Annotated in this window: 21 protein-coding genes; 8 read left to right on the forward strand and 13 right to left on the reverse strand. The window is 44.0% G+C overall.

What is annotated here, in order from left to right:
- Positions 1-411 precede the first annotated feature (411 nt).
- Positions 412-933 carry a hypothetical protein gene (locus AC4PM4_RS13960; protein WP_491613865.1) on the forward strand — a complete coding sequence of 174 codons (522 nt, stop codon included), beginning with the start codon at positions 412-414 and terminating at the stop codon, positions 931-933.
- Positions 934-1,181: 248 nt separating this feature from the next.
- On the opposite strand, the gene AC4PM4_RS13965 is transcribed toward AC4PM4_RS13960, so the two are convergent.
- The 4 genes from AC4PM4_RS13965 to AC4PM4_RS13980 form a co-directional block, all read right to left on the reverse strand.
- Positions 1,182-2,381, reverse strand: coding sequence for an MFS transporter (locus tag AC4PM4_RS13965; RefSeq protein ID WP_491613952.1), 1,200 nt, complete (start codon positions 2,379-2,381; stop codon positions 1,182-1,184).
- Positions 2,382-2,477: 96 nt separating this feature from the next.
- Positions 2,478-3,515, reverse strand: a complete 1,038-nt coding sequence (locus tag AC4PM4_RS13970; protein WP_491613866.1) for an ROK family protein — start codon at positions 3,513-3,515, stop codon at positions 2,478-2,480.
- A gap of 198 nt (positions 3,516-3,713) precedes the next feature.
- Positions 3,714-3,983 carry a hypothetical protein gene (locus AC4PM4_RS13975; protein WP_090809657.1) on the reverse strand — a complete coding sequence of 90 codons (270 nt, stop codon included), beginning with the start codon at positions 3,981-3,983 and terminating at the stop codon, positions 3,714-3,716.
- Between the two features lie 94 nt (positions 3,984-4,077).
- Positions 4,078-4,911, reverse strand: a complete 834-nt coding sequence (locus tag AC4PM4_RS13980) for an MAE_28990/MAE_18760 family HEPN-like nuclease (RefSeq protein WP_090809655.1) — start codon at positions 4,909-4,911, stop codon at positions 4,078-4,080.
- Positions 4,912-5,124: 213 nt separating this feature from the next.
- Between AC4PM4_RS13980 and AC4PM4_RS13985 the strand changes: the two genes are divergently transcribed.
- The 5 genes from AC4PM4_RS13985 to AC4PM4_RS14005 all read left to right on the forward strand — a co-directional run bounded on the left by AC4PM4_RS13985 (position 5,125) and on the right by AC4PM4_RS14005 (position 10,085).
- Positions 5,125-6,069 carry a hypothetical protein gene (locus AC4PM4_RS13985; RefSeq protein WP_218135414.1) on the forward strand — a complete coding sequence of 315 codons (945 nt, stop codon included), beginning with the start codon at positions 5,125-5,127 and terminating at the stop codon, positions 6,067-6,069.
- A gap of 70 nt (positions 6,070-6,139) precedes the next feature.
- On the forward strand, positions 6,140-7,099 hold the full coding sequence (locus AC4PM4_RS13990; RefSeq protein WP_090809651.1) for a S8 family peptidase: 960 nt from the start codon (positions 6,140-6,142) through the stop codon (positions 7,097-7,099).
- Between the two features lie 71 nt (positions 7,100-7,170).
- Complete coding sequence (locus AC4PM4_RS13995; RefSeq protein WP_090809649.1) at positions 7,171-7,599, forward strand: hypothetical protein; 429 nt, start codon at positions 7,171-7,173, stop codon at positions 7,597-7,599.
- 355 nt (positions 7,600-7,954) lie between these two features.
- Complete coding sequence (locus AC4PM4_RS14000; RefSeq protein ID WP_090809647.1) at positions 7,955-8,566, forward strand: TetR/AcrR family transcriptional regulator; 612 nt, start codon at positions 7,955-7,957, stop codon at positions 8,564-8,566.
- Between the two features lie 196 nt (positions 8,567-8,762).
- Positions 8,763-10,085, forward strand: coding sequence for a metal-dependent hydrolase family protein (locus AC4PM4_RS14005; RefSeq protein WP_400346112.1), 1,323 nt, complete (start codon positions 8,763-8,765; stop codon positions 10,083-10,085).
- 333 nt (positions 10,086-10,418) lie between these two features.
- Here AC4PM4_RS14005 and AC4PM4_RS14010 read toward each other — a convergent pair whose 3' ends face one another.
- Positions 10,419-11,771, reverse strand: coding sequence for an MFS transporter (locus tag AC4PM4_RS14010; protein WP_491613868.1), 1,353 nt, complete (start codon positions 11,769-11,771; stop codon positions 10,419-10,421).
- A gap of 4 nt (positions 11,772-11,775) precedes the next feature.
- Positions 11,776-12,792, reverse strand: coding sequence for a quercetin 2,3-dioxygenase (locus AC4PM4_RS14015; RefSeq protein ID WP_491613953.1), 1,017 nt, complete (start codon positions 12,790-12,792; stop codon positions 11,776-11,778).
- Positions 12,793-12,982: 190 nt separating this feature from the next.
- Between AC4PM4_RS14015 and AC4PM4_RS14020 the strand changes: the two genes are divergently transcribed.
- Complete coding sequence (locus tag AC4PM4_RS14020; RefSeq protein WP_072734662.1) at positions 12,983-13,849, forward strand: helix-turn-helix domain-containing protein; 867 nt, start codon at positions 12,983-12,985, stop codon at positions 13,847-13,849.
- A gap of 194 nt (positions 13,850-14,043) precedes the next feature.
- On the opposite strand, the gene AC4PM4_RS14025 is transcribed toward AC4PM4_RS14020, so the two are convergent.
- On the reverse strand, positions 14,044-17,577 hold the full coding sequence (locus AC4PM4_RS14025) for an S-layer homology domain-containing protein (RefSeq protein ID WP_491613869.1): 3,534 nt from the start codon (positions 17,575-17,577) through the stop codon (positions 14,044-14,046).
- A gap of 507 nt (positions 17,578-18,084) precedes the next feature.
- The gene (locus AC4PM4_RS14030; RefSeq protein ID WP_072734664.1) at positions 18,085-18,543 is read right to left on the reverse strand and encodes a MarR family winged helix-turn-helix transcriptional regulator; all 459 of its coding nucleotides are present in this window, start codon (positions 18,541-18,543) and stop codon (positions 18,085-18,087) included.
- Between the two features lie 135 nt (positions 18,544-18,678).
- Here AC4PM4_RS14030 and AC4PM4_RS14035 point away from each other — a divergent pair, with 135 nt between their 5' ends.
- Complete coding sequence (locus AC4PM4_RS14035) at positions 18,679-19,557, forward strand: SDR family NAD(P)-dependent oxidoreductase (RefSeq protein WP_072734665.1); 879 nt, start codon at positions 18,679-18,681, stop codon at positions 19,555-19,557.
- A 65-nt stretch (positions 19,558-19,622) separates the two neighbouring features.
- Here the strand turns inward: AC4PM4_RS14035 and pstB are convergent, their stop codons facing one another.
- The 5 genes from pstB to AC4PM4_RS14060 all read right to left on the reverse strand — a co-directional run bounded on the left by pstB (position 19,623) and on the right by AC4PM4_RS14060 (position 24,915).
- A complete protein-coding gene (pstB, locus tag AC4PM4_RS14040; RefSeq protein WP_170867890.1) occupies positions 19,623-20,378 on the reverse strand; it encodes a phosphate ABC transporter ATP-binding protein PstB in 756 nt (251 codons plus the stop codon).
- A 242-nt stretch (positions 20,379-20,620) separates the two neighbouring features.
- A complete protein-coding gene (pstA, locus tag AC4PM4_RS14045; protein WP_076287876.1) occupies positions 20,621-21,529 on the reverse strand; it encodes a phosphate ABC transporter permease PstA in 909 nt (302 codons plus the stop codon).
- Positions 21,526-22,494, reverse strand: coding sequence for a phosphate ABC transporter permease subunit PstC (gene pstC, locus AC4PM4_RS14050; protein WP_063565319.1), 969 nt, complete (start codon positions 22,492-22,494; stop codon positions 21,526-21,528). The genes pstA and pstC overlap by 4 nt, the downstream gene beginning before the upstream one ends.
- 107 nt (positions 22,495-22,601) lie before the next feature.
- On the reverse strand, positions 22,602-23,465 hold the full coding sequence (locus tag AC4PM4_RS14055; protein ID WP_063565318.1) for a phosphate ABC transporter substrate-binding protein: 864 nt from the start codon (positions 23,463-23,465) through the stop codon (positions 22,602-22,604).
- A gap of 55 nt (positions 23,466-23,520) precedes the next feature.
- Positions 23,521-24,915 carry a stalk domain-containing protein gene (locus tag AC4PM4_RS14060; RefSeq protein ID WP_256336614.1) on the reverse strand — a complete coding sequence of 465 codons (1,395 nt, stop codon included), beginning with the start codon at positions 24,913-24,915 and terminating at the stop codon, positions 23,521-23,523.
- Between the last annotated feature and the right edge of the window lie 172 nt (positions 24,916-25,087).

Consider the following 25,087-nt stretch of genomic DNA (forward strand, 5'->3'; position numbering starts at 1 on the left):
CTGCGTCATCATCTACTCTGAGGTATACTGATCCAAACATAGGAATCATCAATTGTTTAGTCTTATCGTTAATTTGATTTAATTGGCGGGCTATTTCAGATTCGTTAAAAACCGTCTGTTTCTCTGCCCATGCAAAAGTTCCGTGTTCTGTAGATATCTGACCTATAAATCTGAATTTATCCGGATCTAAGTGTATATAAGAATTCAGTAAGGTAGAGTTGTCCATATCGGGCTTCACAACCTATGTCCTTTACAGAACATGATAGATTATTGTAATTCGATTCCATATAAATGGTAAATTGTACAAATAGATCTATTCCCTTTTTTTGTGGTAGTATCGCTAATGTTGTGTACATAACAAAAATATTATAGAGGTATACTAAATTGCAGAAAATACCACACGTTGAATTAATGATGAAGAAAAAATATTCTAAAATCATCATTGTTGTTGTCGTTCTCTTGATCATTGCTTCAACTTTTATTTTAATTGAAAGCTTATACACTAAGAAAGAAGTTGAGGTTAATTCGAATTATTATACTGGTTTTGTTGCGAGAGTACAGAAATTGGATGATACACTTTCTCAAACCAGTGAGATAGAGACTGATAATGAAGTTGAGCAAATGTTTGATGTCTATACTTCCATTATTTTAGTGAATGACCAATTAACTCTCTTAAAAGAAAATACTAAAACTTTTCCTGAACTAAATGTTCTCATCAATGACTTTTTAATATTTAGGGGGGAATATGGTTATCTTGTAAGAGATCAATTAAAAGGTAATCGTGCAGATTCTGAAGTACGCATGAAAGTGATCAAACAGGTCAAATTATTCCTGAATAACTTGCCAAAAGAATACGAAAATTCGAAGGAATTTGCGGATAAGTTTAATGCGGCAGCTGAGCATATTAAACCGTTACTACATCTTAATTTCTAACTATATTAAATTACGGTGTAATTTTATCGATTACTTATTTGAGCTGCAGTTGCGGCTCTTTTTCTGTATTTCAAGAAATAACTAACCTGCACTTAGCTTAATAAAAAGAGCAGGATACCGAAGTATCTGCTCATTAATGTGTATTATTCCACTATCGTTCCCATAGTTTAAAGAAGCATCGTTAATTCACACTTTATTCGCTTTCTACATAAAGCATCGATTTCTGTTTTAAAATCAATAAATGATAGCTAAATCAGTTCCTGCTTCCGCTTCAAATACCCGTACAACACTATTCCAGATGCCGCACAGATTACAGCGCATAGGCCGATGAATCCGTACCCTGCTTGAAGTCCGCGCAATGACCCCAGCTGAGTGGTTGGGCCATATGCATTCTTCACACCTTCAATGACCCAGCCAATCACATAGTTACCGATGACACTACCAATCCCCATCAAGGTAACTGTGAACGTAATCGCAGTGTCACTGCCGTTCGGATATCTGCGTGCGATAAATGCCATGACTGTTGGATAGATCATCGCAATACCCGCTCCTGATACGGCAAAGAAGAATGCCAGCCCCTCTCCGCCTGCAATAGCGATGAATGTGCATACCGCCGAGAAAGCAGAGAACAGAATCAACGACAAGACGAATCCGATCCGGTCTGTAAGCGGCCCTAGCAACAGTCTGCCCAGCGAGAAGCTGAGGAAGAACGCAGACAGCAGCCCAGATGCTTTGACCGTGTCCCACGTGTAGGCTTTCTCCAGAAAGTTAACGAGCCAACCTCCAACCGCCAGTTCTGATACCACGCCAAAAGAAAGAATGAGCACCATCAGCCAGATGGCTGGATCACGTGTTAACGTCTTCAGTGAAGTCCGATCTTCATGAGGAAGATCATCCCCCGGAAACTTGCTGCGCAGCGCCGCAATAATCGGCAGCATACAGAGTGACAACATCACCAGATACATACCGCGCCAGTCCAGTTCGTGACCAAACACGTGCAACGACATCACACCTGTCGCCAGCAAAGGCGCTACCGTTGAACTCAGTCCATAGAAGAAATGGGACAGGTTCATCATCGTACCTGTGTTTTTCACAAAGATTCGCGCCCCCAGAATCGCCAGCGCAATCTCCAACATGCCGTTTCCGATGTACATGAAGAAGTATGATGAAGCAAAGAGTGGATATGTATGAGATACGTAAATGAACACACCCGAGAGTATCATTGATGCAAACGAAATGATGCTAACTGCCTTAATGCCCCATTTCCGAACTAGGATGGCGGTGAAGGAGCAGGCGATCAGGTACCCCAGTGCATTCAGGGACAATAACGTCCCGAGCTGTTTCTCATCCAGATTGAAGTCGAATTGAATTCGCGGAATGGCTGGTCCCTTAATATTTTCAGATATACCAAATACGATAAATCCCAGAAAAATCGTTGCCAGTTGCATGGCGTAAAGCTTGTTGAACTTTTTCTTGTTTCCTTCTGTACCTGCTTGCTGATTCAAATTAAGTTCCTCCATTAAGGTGCCATAAAATGTGGTTGACTACCATTGCTTCTCGATCAGTTGGATGCGATAAGTCAGGCTCTCCAACGTAACAGCGATCACCCCAGTGAGGTATTCACGTCGTGTGTCTCTCTGGATAATCAACTCCGGCATATGCTCCAATGGAATCATTCGATCCAGACAACCTTGCGTCAGGCCATCCCGCATAGCCGGGTCCATCGTATCCCCTGTTACCACAATCGTTGCCGGATTAATGATCGCAATAATGGATACCAGTGTCTGTACCACCAGTTCCTGCAACCCTTCCGCTGTTTTCAACATCCGTAGCTGTTCTTCCCGTGACACGCCAAAAGGTAGAAAAGATACCTCGCCCCCAAATTGCGTGTTCCCTGTGAGCGGACGACCATCAATAATAAAGCCTGCACCAGGAAAATGGTTCTCAGGAAATGTAACTACCGCGAAGTTCTTCTCTTCTTCAAATTGCTGCTGGTTATACAGTCCGTACACCGTGAGATTCATGTCGTTACCAATGACCACTTCCACATCATCATACTGTTCCTTGAGCCTTGGCCCTAGCGGTTGACCCGCCAGCTCCGACACATCACAAATGCCAATTACACCGTCGTGTGCCACCCCTGGTATACCAATGCCAATGGCCTGCACATTGTGGTGCGTTTCGATCAGGCTCGCAATCAAATCCTCCACCACAGTCACATTAATCTCATCCAAAATAAGAGTCTGTTCGTCCGTCATTTCCCCGTTCAGATTGGCATGGGTATGCGTGATTGAGTGTATGCCGCCCTCCGTTCTAATGATCAGGCACAGCACACTCGCGTAGTCCGCATTAAACTGATACCGACTCGCTGGTCTTCCCCCGCTCGATTCGTCCGGGCCCAGATCGATAATCTCACCTGTCTGAAGCAACTCGTTCAGGATCGTGCCGCATGTGGCTACGCTGAGTTTCGTCAGGTTTGCAATGGAAGCCTTCGTGCCTACGCCTATTGATCGCAGTGTATTCTTCACAAGTTCAACATTAATGCGCTTCACCTGTTGGGTGTTGTGTGAAGTGGGTAACATGGTTAGTTGTATGCCTCCTTTCGTTCATTTCGAACCATTCAATGAATGTTTTTAAAAGTATTTTAATAATTGAAGTGTAGGGGGATTTGTGGGGAAAGTCAATGCTTAATTGAAGGCGAAAAACGTTTGGATGGACAGACAAAAAGACAGTTCAAGATCATCTTGTGTGATCCTGCACTGTCCTTTAGTTAAGGTGGTTTATGTAGACTGGCTCATTTGATTTGCCAAGATGCTCTTCTCCAGTCGGACTTTAAATAACTTTCGATTCAAATCCTGTTCCATGGAATGAAGGTGATACGCAGCCTGTTTCACGGTATCCATCTCAAGCACACCTGCTTGCTTTGCGATGATGTCCATGGCGTCTAGGATGAGTTTGTTGCATGTGACCAGTTGGTTAACGTAATCGTCTTCCTGTTCGATGAGTTGTGCGTACTGCGAAGCGAGATTTTCACTGTCGGTACTTGTCATGTCACCACTCCTTTGTTAAGGAGAGGGTAACATAAAAATGAACTTGAGTCGGTACGCTAAGACGTACCATTCACAAATCAAGTTAAGAGCAGCTTTAGAGAGTCGTAATCGAGGAGTTAAACAGTACTAACGCAATTGTGTATTGCAGTATCTGAACTTTAATCCTTGCATCTTCTAGTTCCTTTACTGCTATCTCATTTTGAAAATTCGCTCCATGTGCGATAGAATGTCGTTTTCTTAATAACTCATCTATAAATACTATCCACAATGAATCATCTCTTAAAAGTTGTCCATTTTTAATCAAGATTTGATAATCCAATAAATTAATTTTATATGGATAGCTTACAACTGCTTGCTTTATATAATCTTTTAAATCTGTTAAAAGCTCTTTCGTTTCAGAAATATTGTTTTCAAACACAACATCTAATTTTGAATTATGCAGTAACTTAAAAAAATCCTTGATACCAAAATTATTAAGAATAAGTTCAATTACACTCGGTGATGGATTTTTATTTCTGTCAAATAGAAAAGGTTCGACAGTAAGACGAGCATTTAATTTGGAAAACTCCTCAAGTAACTTACCCTGAATCCTATTATCGATGCCTCCACTATCATTTATAGTCGACAAGAACAAACTGCAGTAGGTTTTTTGAATTCGTTTTGGAAAGTCCGAGAAAGTACAATACTGGTTTAAGTCTCTTATTAATGTTGATGCCGCTTCTTTCATAAAACCTTCAAGATGAGCAACTAACAGAACTACCGCCGATCTACAAAGAACATTTTTTACATCAACATTACTTTGTAATTTAATTTGTTCTATTAATATATCTATTTCAGACCATCGTTCCTCTAATTCTTCAATAAAAAGGGAAGCGAAAGTACTAACCTCCGCTCCATCATTAATTGTGGTATGTTCCGCGGAAGTCATTTTAGTAACTCCTTAACTGCAGAGCGATTTAATCAACTAAATAGCATGTTGTATCTTAATATAAATAAGATCTACCTTCGTATAATAACAAAAAAACGACAAAATAATACATTTTTTAGACTTTTTGACCTATTTAAGTTTTTACGTATCAAGGTTAAGATTAACATCGGCAAATGCGCATTTGCAATTATTGTAAATATAGGATGGAATATGTTGAAGAAAATAATATCTATACTTTTAGGATGTTCTTTACTTATGTCAGTAGCTCCTGTTACTAACGCTACAGAATTAAATTCCACCAGTACAAAGCTCAATGAATTAATTACCGAGGGTTTAACTGAGTCTGAGGCCTCTAAAGTATTACAATATGAAAAAATTAAAAGTCAACTTGCTGAAACTGGACAAGTCCTGGATCTGAATGGAAATGATCAAATTATTGTTACAACAGATCCTAGTATCAGAAGCCTGACTTCAACTAAAGCAGAAGCAGTTGGACTTCAAGAAGAAGATATTTCTTTCTTACAAGAAGATTACGAAGAAAAGAAAGAATTAAACGTTCTGACTCATGAAGAACGTATGAAAGAGTTTGAAGAGTATAGAGAAAAGAATCCAACAGTTACCAATGATAGACTGGAATTTGAAGATGGCTCTTGGATTGAATTCACAGTAACTCAAGAGAGAATTGACGAGATTACTGAGGATAATGTAAACGTATATACTTTGCCTAACCAAAAAGAGATGACAAGTAAAAACTGGCCTTCGGATGGTAATTTCAGTGCCACAGCTGAATTGAAGCAATTTGATGGTACAACTTTTTCAAAGATCTATGTTACTCAGATCACTAAAGTCAGTAACGGACAAAAACACGTTGAATTCACTGGAGAAGCATGCGGAAGAGCAGCAGTTGGTATTTCTGAAGTAGGTGATTGCACTTTACAGGGACAAATTACTGAAACCGATTACTATAAAAAACCAGAGATTTGGACCCAAAATGAGGCTAAAGCTTCCTTTAAGCTGACAGCTTCGCATAGTGTATCTTTGGCTGGAGTATACTCCTTTACAGTCAATCAGAACAGTACTTGGGAACAATATGCAAGCATTCGTTGTTCTTTGATTGGTTCGCACTATTATGCTGGTATTTATGGAGTAGGTATTTAAATAATCAATAATAAGTTATACGACAACGAATATTGTCGTATAACTTATTACTTTGTAAGTGGGGTTACTTATGATCAAATCTAAACATATTTTTTACAGTTGTATTATCCTATCTATTATTATATGTTTTGCTATTCTAATTTTGAAACCTCATAATAAAATAGAGGTAATTTTGGCGACAGATAGTATTAAAGAGTGGCCATACAGTAACCTAAATTACTATCCAGTAAAAGATGAAATTGCAATGAAACCTTTATCCATTGCAATTATTGACACTGGTACTGATAAAACGAGTCCTTGTTTGAAGAATATGGATATAGAAGAAATTAAAATAACTGGATCAGAAGATAATGATAGTAAACATGGTACGTTGATTACCTCAGCATTTTGCACAAGTAAATTTTTAGACACCCCATCATTAGATGGAAAATTGCTAAGAGACCATTTGAAAATGTATTCAATTGATGTTGGAACAGACAAAAAAATAGAAATTGAATCTTTAAATAAGGGAATATCCGTTGCACTAGAAAACAACGTTGATATCATTAATCTGAGTATAGGTACCTATAAGAACAATGCAAAACTAAATAATTTAATTAATGAAGCCCTTAATAGAGGCATATTGGTTATCACATCCGCAGGTAACGATATGACACGCCAAAAATTATATCCATCGGCATATGAAGGAGTTATCACAGTTGCGGCGATTGACCAAAAAAATAACTATGTACAAACAAATAATTTTAATAGTGACATAACTTTGAGTGCCCCAGGGATTGATATTCCCACATCTTTAATGGACGAACATGGTAAAAATCAGATTATATCTGGTACATCCGCCTCAAGTATTTTAGTATCAAGCTTGGTAGTACTCCTGAAAACAATTGATCCTAAAATAGATGAAAAAAAGCTTAACGAAATTTTCAAACAAACTTCAATCGATTTAGGCACAAAAGGAAGAGATGATCACTATGGATTTGGACTCATCGATTTTCAAAGTATAATTAAATATGTCAATCAAGCCAACTAACTGTTATATTTTTTAAAATAATAAATAAAATAAAAATGCTTCTTAACATTAAAGTCTAGGGAGGATGAAGAATGACCAAGTTACGTTTTACTATAATCATAAGCCTAATAGCTCTGGTCTCTGTATTGCTTATTTCGTGTAATGAGAAAAAAGAAGTATCTCTCGATGACTTGATTGAGACTATGAAAGAATCAAGCCTAAACATTGAAACAGATGAAACTGAAGTCGCTTCAACCCACTATGCATACAATCCGGAAAAAAAGATGTTTTATTTAGGCTTAGAATTCAACAATAACGAAATTCCTTCCAATGAGCAACAAAAGGCTATTTATGAAAAATTTCTTTCTAAAGCTTCTGAGGTTACAAATACAGGCGATTGGAAAAAAGCCTTAGAACTATATAACGTAACATTTGAGCAACTATTACCGAACAATGAGAAAAAAACACTCGCCATAAAGAAAGAAAATTCTGACATAATTGAACTTTTAAATTCGAAATAAGACTATCTAATTTTAAAACAAGGAGCACATGTTTAAGTGCTCCTTGTTCATTACCTCTATATCTTCCCATATACAACATAATTCATCACGCCACTCTCGCATAGAGCTTCAAATTCCTTCACTAATTATTGATTGAATCTAATAATGTCACTTTTGCCCAAATGAATAGTATGTATTTCAATGTCTTCATCCATATTGATCCTGTCCTAGTGGATTATTTTAAATAAACATACGAAATAAGCACTAGATCTTCTATAAGCCGAGATCTAGTTTACCCTCTCCTCATTTGACACACCACTCAAAAAGGCTTATCCTAATAACGAACCGCCCATTCACTATTAAGGAGTCGTTCCCGATGGTGCAAGCCAAGAAAGACGAAGTCAGGAAAGAGATTGAATACGCGGCGCTCAAGGTCTTTTTTGAAAAAGGCTATGTGGATGCCAAGATGAGCGATATCGCGGATGAAATTAATATTTCCGTGGGCAATATCTATACTTATTTTAAGAATAAGAAAGAACTATTCTACGCCGTCGTGCCACCGGATCTGGTGGATTATCTGAAGAATGTGCTGGTGGAGACGATTCACTTTGATAACCAGACTCTTTTCGAGGAAACGGATAGCGAGCGAAAGTCGGCACTGTTACAGGAACAGGTTGATGTGTTACGGAAATATCGGAATCAAATCGTGATCATCTTTGAAAAGAATAAAGGCACCATCTACACCAACGCCAAGAATGAACTTGTTGAGCTAATGATCGAAACCAAGAAGGCCTATCTCAAGAATCAATATAAACGGTATGAGATTGGCACCGAGGAGAATTTGATCTTACTGAACATCCTCGCGCACAACGTGATCGACATGAACCTGGATCTATTGAAGCGGGATATGAGTGAGGACAGCCGGAAGCAAATATTCGAAGCCTTGTATGTATACAGACTGTACGGTATGAAAAGTCTCAACGAATAACGCTATATCTCATCACTTATGTCAGATAGACAAAGCGTGCAGATCAGATCAACTTCACTTGGTTTGCACGCAAAAAAACTTCATCATATATCAGCCAATTTTTTTAACCTAAAAATGAATTATTTATTCATTATTGAAACAGGTATCTTCGTTACCCTAACTACTCGCTTCACCTACATCCAAAGGAGGAACACATATGAACACCGCTTACGCATTGAAAAACGTCAATCTGATCCACGGCGACTCAAGCCGCAATCTGCAAAGAAACATGACCATTCTTGTCAATGAACAAGGACTTATTCAGAATATAAGCCAAGATAACGAACTGCTTATCCCTAGTCACTACACAACAATCGACCTCTCAGGAAAATACGTAATGCCTGGACTGATCAACGCCCACGTGCACCTCTTTGCAGACGGTAAACCGTTCAGTCTCTCGGTTAGTGAAGGCATGTTGCAGTTTGCCTATGATCGAATATTGAACACCAAGTTTGGCAGAAACGTTTTGAAAAAACGCATGAAACGCAACGCGCTGACCGCACTCCATGCGGGTGTGACGACGATGCGCAGTGTGGGGGAATTCTTTTACACGGACGTCCAGCTGCGGGATGAGATTAACAACGGTGACTTTGTCGGCCCCAATCTGCTAGTCTCCGGGTTTTTCCTAAGTGTAACGGGCGGACACGGTGCTCCATTCCTGGCTCTGGTTGGCGACTCCCCGTGGGAAGCACGAAGAAATGTACGGATCAATGTGAAACACGGTGTGGATCTGATCAAAATCTGTGTGACTGGTGGCGTGACGGATGCGAAGATGGTGGGCGAAGCTGGACGTTTACAGATGACGGTGGACGAAGTTGCGGCGATCTGCGATGAAGCGCATAAGATTGGCTTGCGGGTGGCAGCGCATGTGGAAAGCACCGAAGGCGTACGGGTTGCGTTACAAGGTGGGGTCGATACCATTGAGCACGGTTCGGAGATGGACGACGAAATCATTCGTTTGTACAAAAATAATCCCAATGCCCTGAATGGCTACACCGCACTCATCCCCACCCTGCAAGCCGCTTATCCCTCCGCTTCACTTGATACCAGCGTAACGAAGGTAAGTGCAACGGTAAAAGAGAACTCCAGACTCGTCTATGATTCCATGCTCAAAGGTGTAAAACAAGCGATCGAAAACGACATCACCATCGGGATAGGCACCGATGCCGCCATGCCTTACGTGACTCACTATGATATGTGGAGAGAGTTGGACCATTACATGAGACAGGCCAACCTGAACATCAAACAGGTCATCGACATGGTGACTCGAACCAATGCGAAGATCCTCGGTGTTGACGATATTACAGGGACGATGGATATCGGAAAACATGCCGATCTGATTATTATGGAGCAAAATCCCCTGGAACATATCGAGGCCTTGTCAGACATCTCTATTGTCATGGTTAAAGGAAATCTAATTCAAACACCATCTGTCACAAGAATCAAAGAAGTCGACGATGTTCTAAACTCAGTTTGGTGAATTCAGGAGTGAAATCTTGCTTGATAAATTGATTAATTGTTTATCCATCTTCATGACGTTGAATATCATGAACGAAATTACTCTGATTGGCGGTATTCTGACGCTTTATACGGGGTTAAACATCTTGTAGATTACGAAGATCAAAGTGTTGAACCTGCTCCCTGCCTTATTTATCCCGATCTTTTTACTGTAGCTTCAGGATACTGAGATCTTTCCGTAAACATAACAAACAGGCTGCTCCATCCTTTAGAGGAATTGTGGGACAGCCTGTTCAATAACTTGCGTATGACAGAAAGCTTCTATCGATTTTAAATCGACGATACCAAGTACAACCTAGGTTGATGCAGATTCGGACTCTCTCTTTTTGGTAAAGGAAAGAAACAATACTGCGGAGACCACAATCCATATCCCAAAAAAGATGTAAATTGAACCGAATACTTGAGTGCTTGCCCCCTTTGCATCCAATGTGGTTCCAAGAATCGTTGTTCCGATCGCACCAGCGATGAAGTTACACATCATATAGACACCCATACCAACACCCGCCTCATGTCTCGGCAAAGTTCTGGATACGGTATCCGCAAGAGCAATCTGGGCAAATGTCAGCCCTGTATTCGCAGCGATAAGAACAAACAGCACCACACCATACGAACCACCTGTAAAAATATACAGTAGCGTATACGCAATGAATTGCAGTCCAAAAGCCCACGAAAACAGATAACGATTCCCTTTTTTATCCGTAATACGCCCGCCCAAGAGTCCAAATAATGCGGCAAACAAGGCTCCAGGCGACATCACCAACCCGATCTGTAACGCAGACAACTGATTAAGACTGGTTAACATCTGGGGGATCAGATAAGGCACACACAAATTCAAAGTCAACACCATGGACCCAATGAGAAGTCCGCGAGAGTAGCGTTTGTTTTTAAACAATTCAAGAGATATAAACGGTGCTGACGATCTTCTCATCCTTATCCAGAACAGTACGAGCGTCACTAACATCAGCAGCATCAAGAGCAAGCTTTGTCTTGTAATCGCAAGCATTAACAGCGTAATAACGCCAGCCAGCAATAGCCCTCCCGGAAGATCTGCCTGTCCTCTCACACCCTTGTCATTACCCAGATATTTTCGGAAGAACGGTAATGTAACAAGCACCACAATGGAAATCGCGAAGAGAAAACGCCAGCTTGCCATACTAAGAACGAACCCGGCAATGATTGGACCAATAGCTGTCCCAAGAGCCATACCAGCCGAAGTAATCCCCAATGCTCTGCCACGATTCTCTTCAGCCACATAACGAATTGGAATCAACATGGAAGAGGCCGGGATAACGGACGCTCCTATCGATTGTAGAATTCGAGCCACAATGATGAACATATAACTGTCCGCCAGTACTCCGATTAGTGACCCCATTGCAAAGCAGCATAATCCAAATGTAATCAAATTTTTCAACTTGAACATATCAGCCAGCTTGCCATACGTTACTGACCCTATGGCGTATATAATAATATACGCGGTTACCACCCAGCTAACCTGGGAAGAAGTCAGTCCGAATTCTGCTCTAAGATCAGGCAGTGCCACATTAAACATGGTGGAATTCATCACGGAAATAACCATCGCAAAGGCTAAAATCCAAATTAATTTATACGATTGTGATTGTTGTGTAAGGTTTGTTTTTTTATCCATCATGTACTTAATTGCGATGCAACGGTGATTGGGCAACCACTTTCAGATCCAGAGTATCCATATTAGCCATAACGCGGTCCATCCGTAGCGGGCCAGGTTCATTCGGGAAAATAAAATGTTCATAAGGCTCACCCAAGATGCGGAAGAATGGCTCAAACAAACCACACTCCAGCATTCCAACAAACCGGGTATACGGTGCATCGAGACGATAGGCATGGGTAGTACCTTCCGGCACGTGGAGGAAGTCTCCTTCATGAAGCTGAATTTCTTCTCCATTCGCCCACATGGTCATCTGGCCTTGTACACAATAAAAAGTTTCCACATGATTCTCGTGATAATGCTCTACAATAGGTTCACCCTTCGGTCCTTCTGTAGATACAAAAATGTAGGCGCCATCTGTATTTTTCTGAGACGCAAGAATGCGATGCAATTGATCTCCCGTTAAGAGACGATCCCCTTCCCCGCTCTCCAATACATAAGGAACGACTCCGCCGTGCACTACTCCTGTCTCAACAAGCTGGGAAGCACCCCACTGTAACTCTCCATCCTCAAAACAAATATCAGCTACCTCGGAGGCTCGGATCAAATCCTCTTGCGTCCATTCGTGTAGGGGCTGCGGTGGGTAATCCTTGAAAGAATAGGCCAAACCGATGACAGGAAAGATAGACGTGATATTCCCAGGTAATGAATAGGAAACCATACGATTTCGATGACCTGCAAACCGATAGGCATGCCTTGTCCCTGGCGGTATATGTGCATAGTCTCCAGAAGTTAGAAGATGATATTGCCCGTCGATTACCAACTCAACTCTTCCCTCCAGAACCATTAAAGATTCGTAGCTACTGTTATGAAAATGGAGGGGAAACACCTCTCCCTTACTCCCGGCGATGGTGAACATTTCGAACTGTCCTCCTGTACTGTCAGCATCCGCCATGACTGTAACTACCTGTTTACCGAACGTATAACTCGTACCCTCTCCTTTACGAAGTAAATAAGGCTTTCTTGTCTGAGGCAATGTACTCATTAATGTTGATGTCACTTGATTCTCTCCTCCATTCCTTTATTCATGTTCATTTTAAGGACTTCACCCTTTATAAAAAATGGTCTAGGGCGACCAACCTATGGGCAAATGCGACATCTGATTGATTGAAGTCACTCGCTTAATCCATTAAAATTAAATAATAAAAAATTGAAGAGGGAGGGGCCTCCTGTTTATGAATTTTAACGATTCAACCTATTACATGGAGCACCCTTTCCATGACACTCCCATTTCCATGCATCCGGTAGAAATACGAAATAACCAATGTCAGAAGCATGCGCATTCATTTTATGAATTGTCTTATGTTACGGCAGGTCAAGGAACACTCTCGATCGATGACAGCTGTATCCCAATCACTCGTGGAGACCTGTTGTTCATTCCTACAGATACGAGACATGTGTTCCAGACCACATTGAATCAGTCTGTCACGCTCATGAATTGCCTTGTGGAGAAGCACATATTATCGGGGCCTCAAGCCATCGGTGACCGCATGATCTATGATGATATTGATGAGCTCACTCAACCATTTCGTACTCTGGGGAACGGCTTCAAAGTAACGGAGAACAAGAAAGAATTCGGGAAGATCATGTACTCTTTACACCTTGAACTTCAATGTAAGGAATCCGGCTATCGTTACCGACTGTATCTTCATCTGATGGACTTGTTAACTCGCATACGGCATGCCGAGCCAAGTGATCTTCAGTCTGCACAAGGAGATCTGACCGACCACATTCAACTTGCAGTGAACTATATATCCAGTCATTATAATGAATCCGCCATTCTTACTCGTTTGTGTGAACGATTTGCCATAAGCCCTCGCCATTTCCAAAGAACATTCAAGCAGGTTACCGGGCTCACCCTGACACAGATGATACAAAATAAACGTATACAACGAAGTTGTGAACTGTTATCCGAAACCGATTGGAGTGTGCAAACTATTGCCAGAGAGGTTGGAATACAGGATATGAAGTACTTTTATCGGATATTTAAAGAAAAATGCGGAATGACCCCTAAAGAGTTCAGGCAGCCTCAAGGGTCGTGATTCACATGCGATGTGTGATAGTGTGCATATATTTTCTATTCAAATAAGAAGGCCACAAAAACCGTTACAGAAATGATGTACGGGTTTTGTGGTTATTTTAAAATAAGTAGATCGCGACCATAGTATTAAGAAAAAAAAGAGAAGTACCTCTTTACGGGGTACTTCTCTTTTGCTAAACATTTTTAATTTACTAGTTAAACATGCAGCGCCAATAGCAGCTTATAGATCATTGCCGCGGCTTCCGCACGGGTAGTCATATTCCCTGCACGAACCGTATTGTCCGTATATCCGTTCACAATTTTGGCCTGAACGGCTGTATTGAGTGCATCTTGTGCCCAAGCCGGAGTTTGCAACTCGTCAGTGAAGCTTGGTTTTACAGCATCATTGCTCGTTCCCGACTGTGCATCTGCACTTAACTTCAATGCATTCGCCATCATCACAGCCATCTCGGCACGAGTGATCGTCTGATTAGGTTTGAACGTATTGTCTCCATAGCCCTTCACGATTCCGGCTTGCACGGCTGCGGCAATATCGCTCTTCGCCCAGTCTGGCAGACTGCCTTGATCTGCAAACGTCGTATCCGACTGCACGGACTTCAAAGCCAGTGCCTTACTGATTAACGTAACAAACTCTGCCCGTGTAATCTTCTTGGATGGTTGGAATGTACCATCTGTGTACCCCTGGATAACGTCCATGCCAATCAAACGATCTGCATAGTCGGATGCCCAGTGTCCGTTCAGATCGGACAGATTAGCAACTGTGTAACTGGACACAACAAAGGTACCCAGATGATTCACATTAGCCGATATTGTTCCTGCTGCATTCGTCTTACCACCGATGAATACCCAGCTCTGACGGGCTTCATTATAATAGTAGATCGCTGGCTGTGTTCCTTGTGGCAGCTTGGAAGCATCATATTGCAGACTCAATGCTGCCTGATCGTTCAATGTCCGTCCTCCACTGCGAGTAATCTGTACTGCTTGGCCCAGTACGTTCAGCGAAGCTGCATTTTGCAATTGGTCCTGGGATACAACGGACAGCTGCAACGTATCTTTTTCCCCAATGGCTCCAGCCGGAGCGTTGAATTGCACGATGTCTTTCAGACCCGTTTGTACTGGCTGATTCGCTTCGACCTCTACCTTCACTTCAGTAGTAGAATCTGATCCCGTATCCGGGTTGGTTGGTGTGGTTGGAACTGTAGGCGTTGTTGGCACGCTTGGTGTGCTTCCACCGGAATTCCCTCCAGCGTTGCCTCCATCACTACCTGAACCCCCGCCGCCATTACCCGAACGGGCTTGTACGATAACCGTACGTGTGACTTCCTGTGCAGCATTGCCGGCAATATCTTTCACGTTATAACGAAGGGTATAGATCCCCGCCGCTTGTGTGTTCACTGTGCCGTCAATCTGCACGGAACCATTGATGCCCACATTATCGGTAGCCTGTGCTCCAGGCTCGTTATACGTATCTCCCACGGTTAATGACATTTGGCTGTTGCCTTGCAGGGTGATGACAGGAATTTCGCGATCTATTTTGACCACCAATGGTAAAGTATAGGTTTCGTTCAAATCGTCTGTCGCTCTGAATAGCAGCTTATTTTCTCCCGGCTCCGTTATCTCCAAAGGCGTATTCTCTGTATACGGTTCGTACGTCTGCCCTCCATCACGAGACAACTCAATGATTGCGGAAGTAGCAGGGGCGTATACTGCGCTGGTTACACTAACCGTTACGGACTGGTTTGTCCATGTATCCGTATGATACGGCTGGCCGTCAGCGGTGGTCATGTTACCTTTTAACACCAATGCCTGATTATTTGTTCCCTCCACAATGACAGTGAACGTTCTAGTATCCATTTCGCTGCCACGTTGTACCGTTGCCGTCAATTCCAGTCGCTCATTGTTCTCAGGCTGTGTAATAAGTTTCCCCTGTGCATCCATCAATTCCGGGTTGGAGCTGGACCAGCTAATCGTTGCTCCATGTTTTCCTTCAACAGGAAGGGTAAGGTCGGAAGTGACCGCGTTCAGATCGCCCAGATCAATCGCTTGAAGCGTATCCGTTACCGCCTGTGCATCACTGTAAGGTGTGGCATTCACGAAGATCGGGTTAGAGTAGAACCACAGGTCGCGATAGTTCTGATCATTGATCTCGTTGAACCGAGTCTCTGCATCCGCTGTTGTGATCTTCGGATCAAGTTGCGGTTCACCATCTACAGTCTCTCCAGTAACATTCATGCCCAGATTTGTACCACGCAGGCGATAATATTTATCCTGGTCTGTGGCTTTGATCTTGTACGTGATGACATTGTAACCTTCGGCATCTGTTGTCCAATCGTTGGACGTGAAGGTTGCCAGTACTTTGGTGGAGTCGTTCGCGTCTTTGGAATATGCGGGTGTGCCCTTCTCAGCCTTACCCGTCACATCTCCCGCGATGAGATCTACGTGATCTACCACCGGTACTTGTCCAGCGGACGTACCGCTGTTGATAGGTTTTTCATAGTTGTTGCTCGTGGTTGGACTCTTGAAACGGATTTTCAGTTCCACTTCGTCACCTTGGATCACACCCAGGTCTCCGCCCATTTCAGCCTGAGTACCCGCGCCGGAAGCCGTGAAGTCCAGTGCGTTGATCAGATCACCGAATACGGAAAATGATTTCCCCGAACGCAGTCCTTCCAGCACGGCTTGCATCCCTGTACCATCAACCCAAGAATAGGTCTTGGCATATTCGCCCGGAAAATAACCGCTGGAATTGGTGCCAATCGTCTTGAAATGGTAATCCGAATTGCCATAGTTCCAGAAGTGACGCCCTTCTCCCAACAATGCATCCCACAGACCGCCCACTTTGGCGACCATATAGTCCACACCACCGTATGTACGGTATTTGTATCCATCATCTGCGGTCGGATTGGCTACGTTGTAGCTCGTGTTATACCCGCCGCGATCCGGTTCCATCTGGTTGCCCAGCATACCTTCGATACCAAAAACAACTTGTGGAGCCAGATCGTTGAACTCACGGAAGTCCGCGATGGTATATTTGTTTTTGCCCCGTGAAGGGTGATTGATCATCGCATAACTCGTCGTTGGATACTTGGTTGCCAGCCAATTGATAGCAGCTAGTGCATCCTGATGGGTCGTATAGGCACGTCCTCCCGTCTGATTCCAATCCGCTACGTCAGCCGCATCAAATAGACTCGCATCCCGATTGGTAAAACGATACTCAAATTCGTTTGCAGCTTCCAGCGCTTCGGTCGAATTCGGCTCATCTGTGAGAATACCTACACCAACGTGTTCATGTGTCGGCATGTCCCATTCGAAACCGGAGAAGATCGTTTTGCCTGCGTATTTGCCTGCTTCCTGAAGTGTTTTGATCTGTGGCACCTGGTACTCGTTCATCCCTTTGGACATCGGAATCGATCCACCTGGAATGTCTACTCCATTCTGATCCCGCTTGGATAACCGCAAATGATCCGTAAGCGCGATCCAGTCCAGACCATACTTCGTCAGTCCCGCGTCGAGTACATTTTCCAGCGAGTTCTGTGCATCATCGGACTCAAAGGTATGTACGTGCAAATCCCCCGTTTGCCATGAACCTGTTGCCGAGCTGTTGGTTGGAGTGTTATCTCCCGCATCCGCATAGGTTACCGCAGCAGGGAAAGCTCCCATGACAAGGCCCGTAGCCAGTGGTATAAGCGTAAGCATAGCGAGCATTTTCTTTCCTTTATTGTTGAACAAAATCATCCCACCACCGTTCTGAGTTGTTGTGTCGGGAGTAAATATAAGAAACTTTGAGGGCAGGGTCAACGCAATGAAAGCGCCTATTAAAAATTTGACATATTCCTGCATTGCTTTACATTTCTTTAACGATTTCTTTTGCTGTGTCTATGAAGATCATGCTCTATCATCCTCCATATTGAGGTGCTGAAATGTACTAGAGAAAGGATGCAAGAGGGTGAAGAAAAATTCGGATTTTGTTCACCATTCAGGAAAGTTCCACCACAGCTAGTGGAGCATTAGGAAGAGAATTAGCATAACAGGGGTGATGAAGAGGTATAAATGAAGGACTTTGTAAATATTTGAGGACGGAACATTTGCCGAATATAGAAAAAAGAACCCACGAATGCACAGGCGTAATGCTCCCTTAATCCGCAGGTACTCTGGGTTTGTCTTTGTTTTGATTTAGCTTTTACATGTTTACTTTTGTGAATGGTAAGTTAACGGGTTGTGAAATGATACCTCTCCCTAAACATTAAACCCATTAAACTGCCGAAGCATAGTGGTGAAACGTTCCAGTTCCTCTTCATTCCATCCCGATATGCGTTCATAAAAAGTTGACTCCTTCTCCTTGAGCGCACCCACCGTCGATTGTTGACCAAGCTCCGTCAAAGACAACAAAACGCCGCGCCGATCTTCGGGGTCCGGCTCCTTGCTTACATACCCTGCCTTCTCAAGTTGTTTAATCAGACGGCTTACCGAACTGCGGTCCATAGCCGTCGCTTCTGCCAAAGCTGCGGCGCTTGTAGGACCGTAAGAATACAACCACCGCACCAAATGAAAAGCGGCAGGCTGCATAGTCGCATCAAAACGCTCGGCAGATCTGACATTAAGCGCATGCGAAGCACTAATTAGCGCATGGATCTGCTCACCAAGTGCCAGTTCCAGAGTTTCTCTATCTTTGGTTTTAACCGGGTTTTCACTCATTATTGTTGTTCCCCTCTCCTCGATACATCAAAGCAGGCTTATGAATATATAGTTGACAAATATCAATTAAATTATATAGTTGATTTATGTCCATTATATAGTTCGACCCTATTCGTGTCAAAAGGAGACCTCATTATGAAAACAACACAACCCATTATTGTAATTACCGGAGCAACAAGTGGACTGGGGCAGCTTGCCGCCATTGAACTTGCCAAACGTGGTGCACATCTTGTACTCACAGCTAGAAGCGAAGAACGCGCCGAGACCACCAGAAACAAAATCAGGGAAATTGAGCCATCCGCCAAGATCAACTTTTTCTTTGGAGATTTGTCCTTACTGAGCGATGTAAAACGTATAGGGCTTGAAATCGCAGCCGCTTATCCGCGTATCGATGTACTTTTGAATAATGCGGGTCTTCATGCTTTTGAACAAAGAGTCACTTCCGAAGGGTTTGCCGAGATGATCGCCGTGAACTATTTGGCACCTTGGCTACTAACGCACACATTGCATTCTTCCCTGATTCGGGCAGGCAACGCTCGAGTCGTCAATGTTGCATCTGAAGCCTCGCGGAATCATGGCACACTGGTGCTGCCCGATGACTTAACGGATACCGATCCCTTTACTGCACGCGGCTCCTCCGCCATCTATGGCAAAACCAAACTGCTGAATATTATGTTTACTATCGAACTTGCCCGTCACTGGGATAGAACTGGAATTCGTGTTAATGCTTTAAATCCGGGATTTAATGTTACGGGTCTTGGTCGGGAGTTATGGTTTGCGAGTGTGCTTGAGCACATTCTAACGTTTTTACACATCGGCGACCCACGGCGGGGTACGGACATTATGACCCGGTTGGCTGTGGAGCCGAATTTTGGAGAAGTAACGGGAGGGTATTTCAATGTTGGAAGCGGGGCATCCATTACTCCTGTGTATCCAGGCGGAGATACTGGAATGCAAAACAAGCTGTGGAAGGTTACGACACAATTACTGGAGCAACGTGGTCTGTTGAACTAATCAAAAACAGAAAAAAGCCTTCCAGATAACTATCTGAAAGACTTCCACCTCTTACCGATTCAGAATCAACCAAACCGACCACTGATATAGTCCTGCGTACGCGAATCAACGGGCTCGGCGAACATATCTTGGGTCGCAGAGTATTCCACAACCTCCCCATTCAGGAAGAAAACCGTTTGTTGGGAGACCCGAGCTGCTTGCTGCATATTGTGTGTGACCATCACGATGGTATAACGTTCCTTCAACTCATGAGCCAACTCCTCGATCTTGAAGGTCGAGACGGGATCAAGCGACGCCGTAGCCTCATCCATCAGCAGAATGTCCGGCTCCACTGCCAGTGCACGTGCGATGCAGAGGCGCTGCTGTTGTCCTCCGGATAGACTTAACGCGGAACGCTTCAGGTTATCCTTTACTTCATCCCACAGGACAGCAGAACGCAGGCTCTGTTCCACGATTTCATCTAGCTTCTTCTTACCATGGATACCGTGCTGTTTTGGGCCGAAGGCCACATTATCGTAGATGGATTTCGGAAAAGGATTCGGCTGCTGAAAAACCATACCGATCTTCTTGCGAATGGTTTCCACATGCACCTCGCCGCTGTAGATGTCCGTCCCGCCTACGGCCACTTTACCTTCGATACGTGTTCCCGGTATCCGGTCATTCATGCGGTTGAGGGTTCGCAGCAGCGTCGATTTGCCACAACCGGACGGTCCGATAAAAGCGGTAATGGCCCGTTCCGGAATTTCAATGGAGACATCCTTAAGTGCCTGAAACTGACCGTAATATAAATTCAATTTGTTGATCTCAATGATTGACCGCACAATAGTTCCTCCCGGTGTTGAATTTGAATGTATTGCTGGAAGTTGAACTAAACATATTTACACTTGCCACTCCGATGACAGAACAACCTTCCGATCGCTGTTATCCCCAGATTTTTTTCATTCCCTTTTAATTAGGTGAAAATCCGGGTATAAAGGCGAACGCTCCGCTTCTCCAGCTTATTTCTGTCCTCTACGTTCTCGTGTAAATGCATAGTTCAACTAATTGCCATCATTCTGATCTATCAGGCTTGATTTTTGCGTGCATTCAGCCAAATTGGCACACGGAACAGAATATTAATGAGCAAGGCCACAAAGATCAACACAGCCGTTGTCTTTTGCGCAATTTCCTCGGCATCGGGCACAATCGCTTCGGATTGAATGTACCACAGATGTACAGCAAGGGTTCCTCCTGGCGATAGCAAATTGAAGTCCCACATTTCCCCGGATGTAGACACCCCTGCGGTCAGAATAATGACGGCACTCTCTCCGAATGCCCGACCTGCCGTAAGGCAAATGCCTGTCATGATCCCGTTTATAGCCACCGGCAGCAATACATTACGGATCGTCTGCAAATGGGTAGAGCCAAGTGCAAAGGACGCATTACGAAGTTCAACCGGAACCGCCCGAACCGATTCCTCGGTTACCCTGGTAAGCACAGGCAGATTCAGAAAGGCAAGGCTGACGGCGGCGCCCAGAATGGTAAGACCAATTTCGAAGAACTCCACAAACAGGGCAATACCAAACAATCCAAAGATGATGGATGGAACAGAAGACAGTCCCTCCACGCAAATCCGCACGATCTCCATAAGTTTGTTGTTTGGAGCAAATTCCGCCAGGTAAATCCCGGCCGCCATGCCGATGGGAATCGAGATCAGGAGGGATAGAATCAGCACATAGAACGAGTTAAACAGCGCCGGCCCGATCCCTCCTCCTTCTTCAATCTCGCTTGGAACACCGTATAGAAAGTCCCAGCTCAGCAAAGGCAGCCCTTTTTCCAGAAGAAGAAATAACAGTCCAACAATGAATAAAATGACGATAATCCCTACACCCCATACCATGCCCGTAAAAATCCGGTCCATCAGCGTGGATGCACCTCTGCGTTTGCCGAACGAATAGGCGGGGACAGCGTTCGCCTGTTTCTTCATACTCATGAGTAGCGTCCCCCTTTCTTCTGAAGCATTCTTACGGCTACAATCATCAAGATGGAAATGGCAAGCAGGATAAAGCCCATCATATACAGCCCGTGATTCCAGGTGGAATCGAATTCGACGCTTGAGATTTGCATGACAATATTACTTGTCAGCACCGCTGTTGGTGTAAACAGACTGTTAGCGAGCTGCGCCGTATTGCCGATGACCATCACCACCGCCATCGTTTCTCCAATGGCACGAGTCATCCCGAGAATGACGGCGTACATGATTCCGCCTCTTGCAGCAGGCAAGACCACACGAGTTATGGTTTGGAATCGGTTCGTACCAAGTGCATAAGCTGCATCCCGGTATTTGTTCGGTACAGCAGATATGGCATCATCACTGATCCGGCTAATGGTAGGCAGCACCATAATCGTCAGAACGATGGACGCTGCGAGCAAACCGTCCGCCAGATCATGTCCACTGATATCCCTAAGCCAGGGGATGAGAATCGTCAGTCCCAAGAAACCGTATACCACAGAAGGAATACCCACCAACAGATCCAATACGGGTCGCAGAATATGGCGAAGCCATTTTGGCGTCATTTCCGCGAGAAACACGGCAATGATGACGGAGATTGGAATGGCAAACAGCATCGTGAGCCCCGTCAGTGCCAGCGTTCCCAGAATAAAGGTCAGCGCACCGTAATGCTCATTTTCCGGGTCCCAGTTGGTAGAGAAAAAGAATTCGCTGAGCGAAACATCCGCAAAGGTCAGAACGCCCGTACGAAGCATAAGGACCAGAATGCATAACAGAACCAGACAAACGAACAATGTACTGCCAATACAGACCATGCGAAACAGTTTATTGGACCATCTTAAACGCGCCTTACGGTCAAACCGGGTTCCCGATCCGGGAGCCTTGCCGATGCTTGAACCAAGCTCACTCGGAGCAGGGCTGTTCGTGGATGGATTTAAATCGATCATGAAGGGCTCTTCCTTTCACATAGAGAAGCCAGCTTGGCGACCGTGCGCAGAAGCTGGCTATCCCTTTCCTTATGAAATGCGAGAATGATGGACGTTCGCAGCTTTCGTTATTTAACGGCAGCAAGCGGAATGAATTTCAGTTTTTTCAGGGAACCGTTCTGGAACTTGCTGCTTTGGATATACTCGATGAATGCTTTGGTTGCTCCCGTAGGTTGACCTTTGGTCATGTAATATCCAATACCCCATACTTTGTATGTTTTGTTCAGGACGTTTTTCTCTGTTGGTGCCACGCCATTGATGGATACAGCCTTCATTTTGCTAGTCACATACGGAAGGTCAATATAACCGATTGCATTTGGTGTCGTTTCAATCGTTGTTTTCATATCACCGCTGGAGCCAACCTCTTTGTAGTTATCCCCTTTGCTCATGAAATCCTTGCCATCCAGAGCTTTTTGTTGGAAGTTAACCCGTGTACCGGAACCAAATTTACGGTTAACTACAACGATGTTGGCATCCGATCCGCCAACTTCCTTCCAGTTTGTCACTTTGCCGGAGAAGATGTCCTGCAGTTGTTTTGTTGTCAGATTGCTTACACCCACATTGGTATTAACGACAGCCGTGAACACTGTTACAGCTACCGGATTGGCTACCAAGCCATCAAATTTCTTGAAGCCAGGTACATCTTTGGATGCATCCCAGTCTACAGCGCCAATATCCGCGATCCCTTTACGAACGGATTGAGGACCTGTGATGGAACCTGCTGCGGAAGCCGAGATTTTAACTTTTGGATTATCTTTTTTGAATTCGCTGGCAGCTTGAAGTGTCAGCGGAAGCAATGCGGAGGAACCGTTAATGACTATTTTACCTTTCTCTGTGCTCTTGGCAGCTGATGCTGTCGTTGCGCCACCCAGTCCACCAATCAGAGATACAGCCATAAGCATTGCTGTGAAGGGTTTGATCCATTTTTTCATGTTAATTAAACTCCTCTCGAATTAAAAAGCTTGTGATCATATTTGATATAAAACATTACTTCGTAACGGCTCTCCAGCTTCCGCCAGCTTGTACCAGAACTCGGCCGTTCTCAACCACAGAGATTTGTGTTCCGGCAACCGCGATGGAGGATACATCGGAAGATACGGTGTACAGCTTGGTTTGTTTTCCAGTTACCGGATCGATCGAAAGGATCACGCTGTTGCTGTCATCCTGGGCCGCAAGTACATACAAGATGCCACCCGACAGAATAGCTTGTTCTACATCGTACTCGGAATACACCGGCGTAGACTTTTGAGATGAATCCACAGACAGCAATGATGCTTTACCGTCTTCGGAAGGCACACTCACGTAGTAGGCTTTTTGTCCGTCAGCAGACCATACAAATACCTTGTCGTCAGTTGATGTTGTGAGCTTCACAGCCTCCGGTTTTGAATCTGCTGTGTTATACGAAAATATTTGCTGTTGATTGGATGAGAAATCAATGGAGACATTGTCTTCATCCACATTGGTTGTATCCGAAGTTACGGTACCAAGTGTTGTTACGGTATAGATGAATTTCTTGCCGTCAGCAGATACATTCAGGTTTTCCTTATAGTCCACCTTGTCTTCGACCACTTTCGTAATCGCCCCATCCGCCAGATTCACCTTGGCAATCACGGACCCTTTATCCCCTTGCAGGAAGTAGATTGCATTCCCGTCAGCAGACCATACCAACTCAGGCTTGATGCTGTTGTCGCTGGTGATTAGTTTGGAAGCCTTGGTCTTCAGATCAATAACATAAACGGCTCCTTCGGCATTCGTATACGCCGCTTGATCACCACTTGGCGAAATAACGAGATCCGATCCACCGTCTGTCGTTAACAACAGATCATATTTGCCGCTTGTTGTATTGACGAGATAATCGTTTCTGCCATTGTTATCGCTCTTGGAAACAATCAGCTTATCTGCTCCGGCAAAACGAGGATTCTCGACTTCATCGATCAAGGATACTGTACTGATCTCAAGCAGTCCGTTTCGCTTGACAATCGTACCGCCAACGCCCGACACCAGTGGACGAAGAGCGATGTAACTTGTACCACCGATGATAGTAACGGGTTGATTCAGATTCACTTTGACGTCATCTACCACGATTTGTTTGCTATTGTTTTGGAGCGTCACGCTGTGATCATTCAGCTTGATCACCGTCGTTCCGCTATGTACTTCGGCTTGTGCGCCGATGGCTTTGATCACATCACGAAGTGACACAAGTGTCTCCCCATTTTTAACGATGGAACGAACGACGACGCTGTTACCGTTTATTGTAAGCGTGGAATTTTGCACCTGAGCTGCATTAGCCACAGGTTTCACTGCAGGAGCAGCCGATACTGCACTAACCACAGAAGTACCTAACACTGTTGCTACCATGGACACCACTAACACCTTTTTCATTGACATTGGCTCTTGTCACCCTTCTCTATTCCATTTAATTTGCCTTGTTTTGTCATGCCCTGCTGTCTGGTATTCTGCATGTATCGTCTTTATGAGAGCTTGTCCGGCTCATCCCCCCAACTTCCACGTTCATAGTAAAAATGACCTATCACGATTGTAATTATAGGAGAGA

The sequence above is a fragment of the Paenibacillus sp. MDV22-iso6 genome (assembly GCF_058408365.1).

Excerpts from the sequence above, each read along its gene's own strand:
- AC4PM4_RS14010 (WP_491613868.1), bottom strand. The coding sequence starts at position 11,771 with ATGATGGATAAAAAAACAAACCTTACACAACAATCACAATCGTATAAA.
- pstA (WP_076287876.1), bottom strand. The coding sequence starts at position 21,529 with ATGAGTATGAAGAAACAGGCGAACGCTGTCCCCGCCTATTCGTTCGGC.
- AC4PM4_RS14020 (WP_072734662.1), top strand. The coding sequence starts at position 12,983 with ATGAATTTTAACGATTCAACCTATTACATGGAGCACCCTTTCCATGAC.
- AC4PM4_RS14000 (WP_090809647.1), top strand. The coding sequence starts at position 7,955 with ATGGTGCAAGCCAAGAAAGACGAAGTCAGGAAAGAGATTGAATACGCG.
- AC4PM4_RS14055 (WP_063565318.1), bottom strand. The coding sequence starts at position 23,465 with ATGAAAAAATGGATCAAACCCTTCACAGCAATGCTTATGGCTGTATCT.
- AC4PM4_RS13970 (WP_491613866.1), bottom strand. The coding sequence starts at position 3,515 with ATGTTACCCACTTCACACAACACCCAACAGGTGAAGCGCATTAATGTT.
- AC4PM4_RS14005 (WP_400346112.1), top strand. The coding sequence starts at position 8,763 with ATGAACACCGCTTACGCATTGAAAAACGTCAATCTGATCCACGGCGAC.
- AC4PM4_RS14015 (WP_491613953.1), bottom strand. The coding sequence starts at position 12,792 with ATGAGTACATTGCCTCAGACAAGAAAGCCTTATTTACTTCGTAAAGGA.
- AC4PM4_RS14060 (WP_256336614.1), bottom strand. The coding sequence starts at position 24,915 with ATGAAAAAGGTGTTAGTGGTGTCCATGGTAGCAACAGTGTTAGGTACT.
- AC4PM4_RS14030 (WP_072734664.1), bottom strand. The coding sequence starts at position 18,543 with ATGAGTGAAAACCCGGTTAAAACCAAAGATAGAGAAACTCTGGAACTG.
- AC4PM4_RS13980 (WP_090809655.1), bottom strand. The coding sequence starts at position 4,911 with ATGACTTCCGCGGAACATACCACAATTAATGATGGAGCGGAGGTTAGT.
- AC4PM4_RS13965 (WP_491613952.1), bottom strand. The coding sequence starts at position 2,381 with ATGCAACTGGCAACGATTTTTCTGGGATTTATCGTATTTGGTATATCT.
- AC4PM4_RS13960 (WP_491613865.1), top strand. The coding sequence starts at position 412 with ATGATGAAGAAAAAATATTCTAAAATCATCATTGTTGTTGTCGTTCTC.
- pstC (WP_063565319.1), bottom strand. The coding sequence starts at position 22,494 with ATGATCGATTTAAATCCATCCACGAACAGCCCTGCTCCGAGTGAGCTT.
- AC4PM4_RS13975 (WP_090809657.1), bottom strand. The coding sequence starts at position 3,983 with ATGACAAGTACCGACAGTGAAAATCTCGCTTCGCAGTACGCACAACTC.
- AC4PM4_RS14035 (WP_072734665.1), top strand. The coding sequence starts at position 18,679 with ATGAAAACAACACAACCCATTATTGTAATTACCGGAGCAACAAGTGGA.
- AC4PM4_RS13990 (WP_090809651.1), top strand. The coding sequence starts at position 6,140 with ATGATCAAATCTAAACATATTTTTTACAGTTGTATTATCCTATCTATT.
- AC4PM4_RS13995 (WP_090809649.1), top strand. The coding sequence starts at position 7,171 with ATGACCAAGTTACGTTTTACTATAATCATAAGCCTAATAGCTCTGGTC.